14 protein-coding genes are annotated in these 13,097 nt (G+C 26.0%); 1 reads left to right on the forward strand and 13 read right to left on the reverse strand.

The genetic code is table 11. The annotated features are described in order from the left end of the window. Nucleotides 1–73 precede the first annotated feature (73 nt). From AC07E4_RS15975 to AC07E4_RS16035, 13 genes are all read right to left on the reverse strand, one after another. Nucleotides 74–715 carry a DUF4236 domain-containing protein gene (locus AC07E4_RS15975; protein ID WP_478216968.1) on the reverse strand — a complete coding sequence of 214 codons (642 nt, stop codon included), beginning with the start codon at nt 713–715 and terminating at the stop codon, nt 74–76. Between the two features lie 109 nt (nt 716–824). Further along, nucleotides 825–989, reverse strand: coding sequence for a hypothetical protein (locus AC07E4_RS15980; protein WP_478216969.1), 165 nt, complete (start codon nt 987–989; stop codon nt 825–827). 80 nt (nt 990–1,069) lie between these two features. Then, nucleotides 1,070–1,609 carry a hypothetical protein gene (locus tag AC07E4_RS15985; protein WP_478216970.1) on the reverse strand — a complete coding sequence of 180 codons (540 nt, stop codon included), beginning with the start codon at nt 1,607–1,609 and terminating at the stop codon, nt 1,070–1,072. A gap of 343 nt (nt 1,610–1,952) precedes the next feature. Next, nucleotides 1,953–2,081, reverse strand: a complete 129-nt coding sequence (locus AC07E4_RS15990) for a hypothetical protein (protein ID WP_478216971.1) — start codon at nt 2,079–2,081, stop codon at nt 1,953–1,955. A 1-nt stretch (nt 2,082) separates the two neighbouring features. Then, nucleotides 2,083–2,643, reverse strand: coding sequence for a GIY-YIG nuclease family protein (locus AC07E4_RS15995; protein ID WP_478216972.1), 561 nt, complete (start codon nt 2,641–2,643; stop codon nt 2,083–2,085). A gap of 132 nt (nt 2,644–2,775) precedes the next feature. Beyond that, nucleotides 2,776–3,600, reverse strand: coding sequence for an antA/AntB antirepressor family protein (locus AC07E4_RS16000; RefSeq protein WP_478216973.1), 825 nt, complete (start codon nt 3,598–3,600; stop codon nt 2,776–2,778). Nucleotides 3,601–4,091: 491 nt separating this feature from the next. Continuing rightward, entirely contained in the window at nt 4,092–4,445 is a 354-nt protein-coding gene (locus tag AC07E4_RS16005; RefSeq protein WP_478216974.1) for a GIY-YIG nuclease family protein, read from the reverse strand. A 76-nt stretch (nt 4,446–4,521) separates the two neighbouring features. Further along, nucleotides 4,522–5,088 carry a hypothetical protein gene (locus tag AC07E4_RS16010; RefSeq protein ID WP_478216975.1) on the reverse strand — a complete coding sequence of 189 codons (567 nt, stop codon included), beginning with the start codon at nt 5,086–5,088 and terminating at the stop codon, nt 4,522–4,524. 795 nt (nt 5,089–5,883) lie between these two features. Continuing rightward, nucleotides 5,884–7,488, reverse strand: coding sequence for a DEAD/DEAH box helicase family protein (locus AC07E4_RS16015; RefSeq protein ID WP_478216976.1), 1,605 nt, complete (start codon nt 7,486–7,488; stop codon nt 5,884–5,886). Nucleotides 7,489–7,513: 25 nt separating this feature from the next. Further along, a complete protein-coding gene (locus AC07E4_RS16020; protein ID WP_478216977.1) occupies nt 7,514–7,714 on the reverse strand; it encodes a hypothetical protein in 201 nt (66 codons plus the stop codon). Nucleotides 7,715–7,821: 107 nt separating this feature from the next. Next, on the reverse strand, nt 7,822–11,208 hold the full coding sequence (locus AC07E4_RS16025) for a hypothetical protein (RefSeq protein WP_478216978.1): 3,387 nt from the start codon (nt 11,206–11,208) through the stop codon (nt 7,822–7,824). 206 nt (nt 11,209–11,414) lie between these two features. Further along, complete coding sequence (locus AC07E4_RS16030) at nt 11,415–11,762, reverse strand: hypothetical protein (RefSeq protein WP_478216979.1); 348 nt, start codon at nt 11,760–11,762, stop codon at nt 11,415–11,417. Nucleotides 11,763–12,178: 416 nt separating this feature from the next. Next, the gene (locus AC07E4_RS16035) at nt 12,179–12,556 is read right to left on the reverse strand and encodes a hypothetical protein (RefSeq protein ID WP_478216980.1); all 378 of its coding nucleotides are present in this window, start codon (nt 12,554–12,556) and stop codon (nt 12,179–12,181) included. 303 nt (nt 12,557–12,859) lie between these two features. On the opposite strand from AC07E4_RS16035, the gene AC07E4_RS16040 reads away from it, so the two are divergent. After that, on the forward strand, nt 12,860–13,072 hold the full coding sequence (locus tag AC07E4_RS16040; protein WP_478216981.1) for a helix-turn-helix domain-containing protein: 213 nt from the start codon (nt 12,860–12,862) through the stop codon (nt 13,070–13,072). Nucleotides 13,073–13,097: the final 25 nt, after the last annotated feature.

Below are 13,097 nucleotides of genomic sequence, written 5' to 3' on the forward strand. Positions count from 1 at the left end.
TCGATAAACTTTCTTCATATAAAAACTTATTACAACATATAAAAATACCAGATGAAATTATTCACCTAGTATTCTAACAATTATATTTCTTTTTTAATAAAATTACTTTATCTTTTACCTCATTAGCTTTATTCACTAATTCTTCTTTGCTATTTCTATGATTCAATACCTTATTACAATATTTCAAACTCTTATCAAACTTGTTATAGTTATAATAATAAATAGCACATTGACATTGCAACACTTGTCTATTAACTAACATATAAATAAGTCCACCAACTAATAGTAACATTGCTATTAGTTCAAATTGTGCTTTAAATAATCCAAGTATTACACAAGCAAATCCACTAAACATTAAAGCTAAAAATACTTTATATTCTTTTAGCAATGTAGTATCTTTTAGACTTTTTGCTTCTGTTTCAAATTTATCTATCTTCTTATCTATAGTTGCCTTTATTTCTTTACTATTTGCCTTAATATTTTCATAATCATTTTTTAAACTATTTTTATTCTTTGATTTATACTTCTTTTTTCGAGGTTGATAGTCTGTATATGAAATGCCAGTTCCAGGAATTCCCACAGTCGTTCTAGTTCCATTTTTCCCAAACGTCATTCTCGCACCTTTAGTTCCAACTGATACACTAGCACCCTTTTTACCCAAGTTTAATGTAACACCTTTACAGATTTTAACTCTTCTATTAAATCGTAATCCCATAACTACCACCTCCTAATTGAAAATTATCTCTATACTTCTGTATCTTTATATCTATATTATATCACTTATTTTCTTCAAAAAATAGGTTTAAATAGATAATTATGTATATTTATCGATTAACTTTATAACTTACAACCGCTGCTATTATTACTAATAAAATAGACAATACTACTTCAATTAAAACAGGCATAAATACACATAACCAGCTGATTGCAATAACCTTTAATAATTTTAAAACAATAAGTATTAAACTTAGCACTCCCATAAAACTCATAATTTTTACTTTCCTTTCTATATTTATTCTAATTTTGGACAATAAAAAAGAACTTAGTTTGTCCACTAAGTTCATATGTATTATTCATTATTTGATTCTACTTCTATTGCTGCTTCATTTTGTGAATTAGCATCCTTTTCTAATTCATTAAGTAAAACATTTTTTATACTAGTAATGTGTTGTCTAAAATGATTTGGTTTTGAATTTTCATAGCTTAATATTCTCAATAATTTACGTTCTAATTCATCTATTAGTTTTTTATTTTTTATAATAAAATGATTATCGCCATTTATATTATAATTTCTTTCTATATATTTATCAGTTATTGGTATTGCATCACTTATAAAAAATATAGATTTTTTATCTGTTCTTCCTATATGGTAATAGCAAGATTCTATTGAACTCTTGGGTTTATTCATATAAGACTTTATTCTATTAATTGCTTTTTCATCTCTATGACTTAACATGCCCATAGGAATAGCCCAGTATAATCTATCATTTTCTAATGATTTAATTAGACAAACAATTGGTCTTTCTTTGCTATCATTCCATTTGCCATCGCAATCTCGTATTTTTTTATAAATATCTGCTTTAGCAAAATAAATCCCATTTTTATCCATTTTATACCCCTTTACAAAATTAAAACCCTATGTAAAAACATAAGGTTTAACAATGTTTCTTTGTCGCACATTGTGAAGCGTAATTGTGTCAATCTGTGTTTATTGGCGTACACCGAAAAACGTAATTGTATCTAACAATGTTTCTTTGTCGCACATTGTGAAGCGTAATTGTTATAGTAATTATCTACTATAATCAAAATGCTTAATTGCATTTCTTACTATATATTATACACTTTTCTTTATTATTGTCAAACTTCATTACCAAAAATAAAAATATATTTAATTCTAATATTATATATATTTTTACCAATTCAATTTAGAACTATTCTTCTTTTATGTATGTTTATTTCTTTTTATAATACTTATTCTCTACAGCTTCCAATATTGTAAAGTTAAATGCTAATAATACAAAAGCCACCCAAAAAATTGATGGATTAAATAATTTAATGTTTTTCCAAATCTCCATATCCATATTACTGCACCTCCTCAATTTCTACACTAGCCCATCTTTTACCTTTTTGAATATTGTAAATTAACGTTTTACTTACACAATACTGATCTGCTAATTCTTTTATACTACAGCCTTTTAACAATAACATTTTAATTTCTTTTACATCTTCTACACTCAGTTTAGTATTATTTCCGTTATTTTCTCCAGAAGTTATTTGACTTCTCTTTTCTTTATAATCCTTAGCTTTTTTGCCTGTCCTATATGATTTTTTAGTTTTATGTATTTTATTTGAATTGTACATAGCTACATCTGAATACTGTTCTAGCCAATACTTCTCTCTACTTAGTAAATCTTTTACATTACATTCTTCTAAAATTATAAAATCGAAACTTTGTTCTCCCCAGTCGTTGAAATCCTTCTGCATTAGTTTATTTCCGTTTCCTGCTCTCAGATTGGCTAAGTAGTTACTCCAACGTTTTTTTATATCTTTAGCACTACCAACTCTACATCTTAAAGTTACATTATTTTTAATTAAATAAATTCCATCAATTCTTTTTGTTCCATTTTCTGCTTTTTTACACATAACCATTCCTCCATCCTATTAAAATAAATTGAATACCAAAAATAGTTATGTTATAATCTAGTTGCGAAGTAGAAAATAACATAACTATACATATACATTATAAAATTATCATTAAAAAGTAGCTTATATGAATTAAGCTACTTTTAATTCTTTATTAAATTCTTTTATAACATTCATTTTTAAATTTTCATATCTTCTTCTGCAAGTACGTTCAATTGTTTCTTTTCTTTCTGTAAATGCAATTCCATCTAAAATCATATCAATGTTTCTTTCTTGTATATAATTAATAGCCTTATTTGCTTCCAGTTGTAAATTATCTCTAGTTGCATCCTCATAAACACCAACTTCTTCACCAAATATTGCCTTAATCTGTTTAGCTTTATATCCAAATAGTGCTTTATTTATCATATCTGCATCATTTGAATAGATATATGGTGGTGTTTTTTGTACATTGGGATGTGTTTCTAAGTATTGTTTATCCAATATTCTACACATTTCCTTATAACTTTGTTTCTCTGGATGTCTTATCTTCTCCCAGTCGATACCTTTTCTAATAGCTTTCTCCATCAAAATAAAATAGTTTCTGCACAATTGTCCATTTTCAGTATTTTCCATCATGCATACATTTTTAGCACAATCTAATGTAAGTGTATAATTCATATCTAATCTTTTAGCGTTGTTTGGCATGTCGACAATTCTGTCTACACGTAAATAATCGCTATTTTCCTCAAAGAATGTTTTTTCAACTATTTTTCTTTTACTCCACTTATTAAATTCACCTTGTGGTTTCCCTAATTGTACCCATAATGTTCTTGCATCTACAATAAATCCTTCCATATCAACATCAAGTGTTAAAGTTTCTGGAAATTGTCTTTGAGCTTTCATTACTATTTTTGCTTCATCCTCGTTAAATAGTAATGCATTAATTAAATGTCCTTTAGTAAATTTGTTTATCATAATAATTCACCTTTGTCCGATTTTCTATCGAACCCTTTCTTATTTTTTATTTCTGAGCATTAAAATAACACTCTTATAAAGATAGGCAGTATTGAAACTGCTCAAATGTCTCCTACCTACCTTCGCTCAAAAATAAAGTGAATGTGAAAGGTAAGATAGACGGTGAAATCTACCTTTATAAAAGTGTTAAATACTGTATATATACTTATTTAAAAATCCAAATAATTGAAATAGAGTGGCAAGTATAATCACTCACCACCCAGGAGGAAAATCATGAAATAAATTCAAAAATCAATTTAGATTCTTGATTAAGCATACATAAAATACGCTGATTACTCTCTCACTCATCAGCTTGTTTCTCTGTTCTAATCTCTCTTGTATAAAAATAATTTAAAAAGGAATGTTGTAAAAATGAAAAATAACAATTAATAATAATTATCTTTCACACCTCGGCACGAAAGCGAAGTGTAACGTAGCGGTGTGCCTTCTATCTAATACATACTAACAATTTTATTTAATATTTCTTTTGCTTGTTTAATTTCCAATCTCTGCAATATAACTCTGTTCCTACCTTGTGCGATTATACATTTATTGCAAACTGGCTTATGTACACTATTAACTAAACTCTCCACAAAAAATTTAATTAAAGTATTATCTGTATTTAATTCATAAAGCACAACAAATTTAATATTATTATTTTCATCAAACTTTTTTTGAAGTGTTTTATTTGTATGTTTTCCATTTTCTAATGCCTTTTTATGTTGTTTAAATCTTTTATCTACATCATTTGTACTACCTATGTAAATTGTTTTTCCTGATTGAACTATTCCATATATATAAGTCATATTATTAATCACTCCCCATCTTAATTAATCTATAAAATTTTACAAATAAAAAAGGATGTACCAATCAAGATACACCCTATCCTACGAAATATATATCATCATTATCTTTTATACGTTCTAGTTGATCTATTTGTTTTTGCACTTTTAATTTTTTATCTGCTATTTTTTCTTTAGCACAAAATCCATCTATTGTTTTAAATAATAATCTTACAATATCTTTCCATATGCAAATTTCAGATTTATTTTCTTCTATTTTATTAGTCATTTCAGTTATTTCTGTCAATATTCCAGATACCTTAATTTGATTATTTCTACTATTCCATAGAATTAATGACTTAGCTTTTCTTCTTAAAAATGCATTATAACCTTTATTTGATCTATTTAATATATTAATTTCATTATCATATATTTCACTTATAATTTCTTTTAATATTTCATATAAGTTCATATTATTCGCATTTTCAATTACAGTTTTAAAAGTATGTTCACTATCATATGCAGTTGCAAATTCAAATATATTATTTTTTTTATTATAATCGCAAACAGTTATAAAATTGGTAAATTCTTGCTTTTCTAATGCATCAAAAAATTCGTTTAATTCTTCAATTGTTTTAGTCATTTTTGTAATAGTTGTTTTTTTCATATTCATTCTCCTTTTCGTGCTTTAAGGACAAGCATACCATTATATTTTGAAGCTTTTACAAATAAATAAAAAAAGAACTAGTATTTTATTAGTCGTAACCAGTTCATATACGACAATCATATCAACATAATTTTTGAAAGAATTTAACATCACAATAATCTTTCACATAACGGCACTTAGCAGCGTAGCGTAAGCGGTGTGCCATCTATCTAATATACAATGAAGCGTTCGTTTTAAAACGACTATAAAACCCTCGGAAGGTTTAAGACTAATTAATATATTTAAAAGACGGTGAATATAAACCACCGTTACCAATTAAAATATATCTCATTTACAGCCATTCTTTTAACCCTTTATGAGTATTTATTACTGAAGCACTCTAATATCGTCTGTACGTGAGATTGCCCTACCAATCTAAGCCATTTATAAGAGTTTATTATTTGATAGTTCCTTTAAAAACCTATCAAACGAAATATTTCGGTCGTTTAAATCGACTTAGATTATTAAATAAAACTTGTCACTTCTTAAACTATTTTTTTACTTGCTTACTTATATAGTGGGGGGTTGACCATCTAGCCTATAAAGAGCTTGTACGTCATTAACATTCCTACAATCTCTAAATTATAGCCTACCAACGCACCCCCCACACCCCCGCGTATATTGATTTAATTTTCTTTTTTTTATTAATCAACTTCATTATACTTGACTTATTATTATTTAAAATGTTATAATTATAGTTTGTTCCAGTTTTACTGTTTTACCTTATATATAGTTTTGTAGTAAAAGTGGAACATTTTAGTTTATTTTTGTTATCATTATATATCTTTTTCCACGATTTTCACCTTTACTTTCTTTTTTTGATTTACTTACTGCATATTGTAATTTTAATTGTTCTCTTAATAAAGTTTCTATACTTGAAGGTTTTAAAAGTTTAGTCCTGTAATCAACATTATTTCCTATAGTTGTTAATTCTTTTATTATTAAATTACTCAATTCTTGTTGTTCTTCTTTAAATAATTTTTTACCTGTGATTGATTCTAAATAATTTTCCAGTTCATTTTTTTCCTTATCTTTTATAAAATCAAAATCCACAACTCTATCCCATAGTTCATTGTCCATTGTATTGATTAAAGTTTTTTTAAAGGAATGATGTTCATCGTCTTTTGTCATAAAACATATATTAATTATATCTTGTTTACATTTATCATATTTCATTTCATTTAATTGATAACCATCTTTATTGTTATACATTAAACTATTTTTAAATTTTCTTGCTTGTATTTCAGTTTTTAAATATGTAGAATAAAATTCTTCTTTATCTTTTTTAAAGCAAGCAGCAGGTAAAAAATCTTTTAAAAGTCCACCTTTATATTGATTTAATTCTCCTTTGCTCCAATTTCTTATATAAAATTTACAAGTATCTTCTTTATCAATTGGTCTTTTTCTTCCTAAACATTGTATTAATTTTTCTATGTCAACTAAATCTATTATTAAATGCTTAACATTTCTATCTATAATGTTCACTCCATTATCTAAAACACAAGTTGTTATTAAAAGTCTTTTAGAAAATGTTATAAGTTGCTTACCATCTTCAGTATTAGTTCTTATAAATATGTCTTTATTTTCTTTGTTTACATATGTATTATATTTAGAATATTTATTACTTTCACTTACATAAAAACAAGCATCTTTTTCATATTTTCTATATAAATCATAAGCATCTTGGCTAGTCCTACAAAAATAAATTATTTTTTCATTCTCAGGTGCATTTAATAATAATGATTCAAGTGAATATTGTATGTTATTTTTACCTTTTGTAAATCCTATTTCTGTAACATAATTATAATTCTTTTTAATATTATATGTATATTGAATTAATCCTTTATTGTATAACTTATTATGTAATTCTTCACAAGTAGCACTCATTAATATTTTAATTGAATTAGTTTGATTTAAAATCCAGTTAAAACTTAAATCTGTAACATCATTAAATTGACTATCACTTGTAAAATAATGACATTCATCCGCAACTACTATGTCATATTTTTCTATGCTTTCACTATTATTTATTTTATTTTCTAACCATTGATAACTTACAACTGTTATAATATCGCTATTATTAGTCATTCTCACATCTTCTTCTGTTTGCTTTCTTAATCTTCTTCTGTTGCATAAGTACAATATTTTATAATCATTTTTTCTACAAAAATTAACCAATTTATTATTTATAAAATATGTTTTTCCAGTTCCAGTACCACCTATTAAAATTTGTACTTTATCTTTTTTAAATGATTCAATTTCTTTCATAGTTATTAACTCATTATAAGTTGTATTCTTTGCTGTTACTATTGTATGTCCACTCAAACCTACTTCAACTGTTTTAGTTACGTTTTCTCTCATAATTCTTCTCTATCCTTTCTCTTTCTTAATTATTTAATTCTTGTTTTGTATTTAATATTATTTCTAATGCTTTTTTAACTTTAAATGTATTTTTAAAACTATACACTTTTTCACCTTTATTATACCTATCGTCAAAAGTAAAATAATTCTCTTTTGATATATACTTTATACAATCGGCTAGGTATTTATCAGTTATCCAACAATATTTTCTTTCTTTATTTTCCATATTAATAATCCTCCATTTTTTATTTGTATTTTCGCTAAAAGGATATTATTTCCATCACCAATTTTATTTTTAGCAAGGGGCATTAAATCAACACCCCCTTATATCAATTAAGCTACTTGATCTAATAATAAATAATAGCATTCAATCCAGTAATATTTTTTATTTGTTTTTCTACTTACACTTTCATGCATTTTAAATTCTTTTATTTGTAATTCGGTGTCTAGTAATTCAACATTGAATTTTTTCTTATGATCTTCAAACAATGTGCCTACGTTTTCTAAATCTACATACACATTGTAATTATCATCTTCTGCTTTTACTGTTATGTTTTCTAATTGTGTAAGTTCTTTATTGCTATTTAATTTAAAATTTAGTTTGATACTTAGCCTTTTTTCTAATTTTTCTATTTGTTCTTTCGTAAAATCTACCCCTTTTCTAGTTGCATCTATTTTTTTATACTTTTTAAATAGCCATTCATACTTACCATTTTCATCTTCAATGTATTGAGAAATAATATCATATTGTTCATCTATTTTTGGTTTTAAAGTATCCCAGCAACAATTTAAAATAAATTGTGAATCTGCATCTGCATTTATTAAACCTTTCGCAATTTGATTTATATTGTATTTTTCTTGCAATGCATCAACTAATTTTATTGTGTTCAAATCGATTATATCCAAGTATTGGCTTCTATCTTCTATTAAATACTTGTCCTTTATTTCTTTAATTTTATCCAAATCTTCTTGAGTTCTATATTTTACTGGTTTAGTTGTCCATTTATTTCTAGCCTTTTTCCAATTATCAAATGCTTGTCTTACTTCTGCTAAACAAGTAAAATCCATATCTGCATTATTAAATAGAAGTGTTTTATGTAATTCTGTTTTAGTATCATTAGATTTTTTGTTTATTTTTTCCGCAACATCATCTGTTATATCCGCATTATAAATATTTTTTCTTACTTGTGGTATATTCATATTTAATAAAGAGTGTGTATATCTGTATTTTCTATTATCTCGTTCTTTTTCTTTTTCATCTAATATTTTTTTAGCTTTACTGTATTGAATGAAAGTAGGTTTAGTTATTTTTTCAAAGGCTTGTTTAATTGTATTGCTTAATAGTTTTTCACCTTCAGCTACTTCATCGAATTTTCCTGTTTTAGGTGCATCTATAGCCATCATTTGTAATTTTAAAGCATAATATGATATAGGTGCATATTTATGGAATTGTTTAATTATTTGTTGTTTATATTCATCATCTGACAATGTGTCTATTTGATGTAATCTTCCCACTTCAACTAATTTTTCAATTCTATTACTAAATGCTTTTCTAATTTTTTTATCTCGTTTTTCTTTAATATCACATATTTTATCCGTGTATCTTTCTATTTCATCTTTAGTGTTATACTGTTGCATTTCTTTTGCTAATTTTTTTATTTCATTGTTATAACTATCATAATCAGTATCATCTACATGTTTTTCCAAATATTTTTTATACATCTGATTATAAGTTCTAAATTCAATATCACCATTTTCTTTAATTATCTTATAACTAAATTCCTGTGCTGCATTAGATACAACTATCCCCAGGTTAGATAATTTGCCGATTTTATTTCCACTTGCAATATATGAACTTATTAATAATTGTTGTTCTGTGAATATTTCTTCTTTTTTATCTCCATCTGCAGGATTTATAAAATCATATTCATTTCCATCTATATTTAATTTAGGTACCACTGCATTGTAAATAATATCATTATCTACGCAAAGTGCCATATCTCCGTCTTCATCTGCACCTGACATCAACATTGCTGTATCATCTACTGCATTTAAAAACAATAATTCACTTGTATGATTGCCAAAATATTTATCTAAAGTTTCATTTTTAACTAAATTTGCTTTCTGAATCTCTGAAAATGAATTTAATGGATTTCTTGATAAGGTTCTTTTTCCTGTTTCTTGTGGTACATAAAATTCATGCTCTTTTAATGCTCCATGTAATTTATATTCTTCTGCATTTCCCATAATTAGGTTTAAATATGCAATGGGATCTGGTGCTAATATTTTAAAATTACCTCGCACATAGAACTTACCACCTTGTATCTGTTTTATTTTTTTTCTAGTTAATTTATTCATCACGTTATTACAAATTTTAGTCTTAGCAAAATCTTCATTAGCTTGAAGCAAATAGTGAATTTTAGTTGATGCACTTAATTGTTGTTCTTCATTTCTTGCTATATCACCAAGGAATAATCTCATTTTATCTATATCTTGATTACTTACTATATCTTTAAAATACTGTTCTGTTGGTTCTGATAATTGCCTTAATTCTGCTGGTGTAAGTGCTAAGTTTGAAATTAACTGATAGTTTGTTCTACTGTATTTTTTAGGTTCCTTCTTATTTATTTTAGTAACATATAAGCTATTTAATAGACCTCTGTAATTATCGCAGTATGGATTTTCTAAGCATCTATTTATTTCTTTATCTATATCAACTATTTTATTGTCTTCTTTCCACCACTTGGCCCACTTAACTTGACTTTCATTTAAAATTAAATCAGCTTTACTTATATTTTTAGATTGTCCGAAATAATCAAGTACCCAAAAATCCCCCTTTTCATCTTTCCAAAAAGTATCTGTATCTTTAGTGTAATTATCATTAAAGTATTTAACAAAGTCTGCTTTTACTACCAATCCCTTGACTGCCAAACCTGCATAGTGTCTAATTACTGCAAAATCTACAGGATAATCTACATGTAGGTCATTTTGAATTATTCTAGCCATGCCTGGACTCATAAAACCAGCTCCATCAGCAAAAGCATGCTCTTGTGTTAGTGTGTCTTTTTCTTCGTCTGCTACTGGTGTTAATTCAAAGTCTTGGTTAAAAGTCACATATCTACTTGTGTATTTATATTTTTTCTCTTTCAATATCACTATGTTAGGCTGATATGCTATTCTGTAAGATCCTGATAATGCTAAACTTAAACGTGCGATTATGTCTTTGTTTATACATAACTTTTCTTGTTTATTTCTTTTGTCAGTTAACTTTCCGAACGAAATACAATTTTCAAATATCTCTTTAAATTCTATGTATTCTTTTTTAATAAATAAATATGTACACTTAGTGCTTATTTTACTATCTTCTTCCCACTCTGTATTTTCTTGCTTCATTAGTGTAGGGCTTGTTATAAGTGGTAAATACTCAGTATCATTAAATATCAAACCTTCCGTAAGTATTTTATAAGCTGTTTTCTCTTTATTTGGTAAATTAACTTTTATAATATCATCTGTAAAAATTTTATCGGTTATTTGAATTCCCTTGTAATTAAAAAACATTCTAAATAAGAAGTTATTGTTTACTTTTATTTTAAAAGTTTCTAATACATCCTCATCAAACTCACCTTGATTTTTAAGCGTTACTTCTCCGTTTAGATTATAAATTGTTATTAATTCATTCTCTTCCTTTTGTAAGTCTTTTAATGCCTGTAAATTCTCCATAATTTCCTCCCCATTTTTTTAAATTATTTTTATTTATTATTTTAATTGCACCACTTCGGCACAGCGAGTGTCGTAGACCAAGCAAGTGCCATTCCCCTTAATATGTTTTATAGATAGGAATAAAGCGAGGTACTGTTGCAACCTCACCTAAACCTGTTATATGTTTTTAAAATTCTATTAAAATTAATCTTTTATTATGTTATTGTTTAAAATCCCTTTTGAACATCTATTTTATTTTCATTAATATGTTTACGTATAATCCATACAGTTTTATCTTCATTTACATCATTAAATTTTTGATGAAAAATAGTAATGCTTTCAATTCCATTTTCTAAATTATGTTTTTCTATATCTTCTATTTCTTCAGCTTTACATATTTCTCTATTATTAATTAATACCATTCCATCGTTTTCAATTTTTAAATATGGTTTTGCAAATGTTTGTGTTAAGTGATAAAATCCTTGCAAATCATTTTCTCTTACAATTTCAACACTATCATTTTCTAATTGCATTATTTTCTCACATGCTACTTTAATTTTAATTTCTTTGTTCATTCTTTCTCACCTTTTACCCTTCTTTTAAGTTATTAATAATTCTTATAATATATATTTATAAATTTAATAGTTACAATGAAACACCCGGAATCGTTGGAACTCAATTTTTTTCACAAAAACCCTTGACTTATCATTAACCCTACTATATAATTTAGTTAATGAAAGAATTACTGTAGATAATAGTTATTATATTACAGTAATCTAGTTATTAAATACCATTTAGAATAGTATTGGTTACTTTCTAAAACAATAGAAAACATGTAAAAAGAAAACAATAAACGGATATAAATGTATATTGATATAAAAATATACGAAGATATAAACATAGTCAGTCGGATGTCTATGTTTATTTTTTTTGAGTTTTATTGTTCCCTTTAAGACTATCATATCTTTTCCAGCTTGTCCATACATTTCTATTAAATGGTCAAACTTTTTTTTGAATTCAAACAATACATAGGGCAATACACATGATATTTTACTTCTTTCTCTCTTACACTTTTAGCCCAACTAATATTTACGTAAATTTTTTCTAAGCATTCATAGTCCTGATCTACTTTATATTCTTGCATATATATGCCTTCTGCTACTCTTATGAACTTATAATTTAAATTTAATGCTACTGCTTCTTTTAACGTTGCCACTCTGCAAGGTATTTCGTTATGTCCAGCAATTTTGATTTCTACAAGGTTATTTTTCCAATCATCAGTTCTATCTACTTCATCTACAAATGTTATGTGTTGTTCATCTGCTTCTAGCATCTCTCTTATTTCTTCTAAATTTACTATTTTATTCATTCTAATCTCTCCTTCTCGATTTTTTATTTGGTGTTTTTAAACTAAGGATGCAGATAATACACCCTTAGTTTAAATAATTTGGGTCATTCTAATCTCTGTTTTTTCTAATCTCTGTTTTTCTAACAATCTTCTAATCTCTCCCTTACAATTACTAGTATAGCACTCACTACACTAGTTGTAAATAGTCTATTTGTAAACAATCTGTTAACTACTTAATCGGTCTATTGAAGTTATCCACAATAATGATATAATAAATATAAAGAAATTTAGAAATTGTGGATAACTTATTGGAGGTATTAAGAAATGATAAAATTTAGACTTGAAGAAATACTTGAGGAACAAGGCAAGACAAGATATTGGTTAGCCAAAGAAACTGGAATTGATATTAATAGTATTACTAAGATTTATAAAAATAAAAGTACACAAATAAAACTGGAGACTATGTTAAAAATAATAAAAGCATTGGATTGTAAATTAGACGAGTTTATGATAATGGAAGATGAAGATCAAGAATAGGTCTTTTTTAGTTTTTTGCGATAAA

It is taken from the genome of Clostridium amazonense (assembly GCF_056431285.1).

Bases quoted from the DNA above. Each gene is read 5' to 3' on its own strand.
- AC07E4_RS15975 (WP_478216968.1), bottom strand. From the start codon at position 715: ATGGGATTACGATTTAATAGAAGAGTTAAAATCTGTAAAGGTGTTACA.
- AC07E4_RS15980 (WP_478216969.1), bottom strand. From the start codon at position 989: ATGAGTTTTATGGGAGTGCTAAGTTTAATACTTATTGTTTTAAAATTA.
- AC07E4_RS15985 (WP_478216970.1), bottom strand. From the start codon at position 1,609: ATGGATAAAAATGGGATTTATTTTGCTAAAGCAGATATTTATAAAAAA.
- AC07E4_RS15990 (WP_478216971.1), bottom strand. From the start codon at position 2,081: ATGGATATGGAGATTTGGAAAAACATTAAATTATTTAATCCATCAATT.
- AC07E4_RS15995 (WP_478216972.1), bottom strand. From the start codon at position 2,643: ATGTGTAAAAAAGCAGAAAATGGAACAAAAAGAATTGATGGAATTTAT.
- AC07E4_RS16000 (WP_478216973.1), bottom strand. From the start codon at position 3,600: ATGATAAACAAATTTACTAAAGGACATTTAATTAATGCATTACTATTT.
- AC07E4_RS16005 (WP_478216974.1), bottom strand. From the start codon at position 4,445: ATGACTTATATATATGGAATAGTTCAATCAGGAAAAACAATTTACATA.
- AC07E4_RS16010 (WP_478216975.1), bottom strand. From the start codon at position 5,088: ATGAAAAAAACAACTATTACAAAAATGACTAAAACAATTGAAGAATTA.
- AC07E4_RS16015 (WP_478216976.1), bottom strand. From the start codon at position 7,488: ATGAGAGAAAACGTAACTAAAACAGTTGAAGTAGGTTTGAGTGGACAT.
- AC07E4_RS16020 (WP_478216977.1), bottom strand. From the start codon at position 7,714: ATGGAAAATAAAGAAAGAAAATATTGTTGGATAACTGATAAATACCTA.
- AC07E4_RS16025 (WP_478216978.1), bottom strand. From the start codon at position 11,208: ATGGAGAATTTACAGGCATTAAAAGACTTACAAAAGGAAGAGAATGAA.
- AC07E4_RS16030 (WP_478216979.1), bottom strand. From the start codon at position 11,762: ATGAACAAAGAAATTAAAATTAAAGTAGCATGTGAGAAAATAATGCAA.
- AC07E4_RS16035 (WP_478216980.1), bottom strand. From the start codon at position 12,556: ATGAATAAAATAGTAAATTTAGAAGAAATAAGAGAGATGCTAGAAGCA.
- AC07E4_RS16040 (WP_478216981.1), top strand. From the start codon at position 12,860: ATGATAAAATTTAGACTTGAAGAAATACTTGAGGAACAAGGCAAGACA.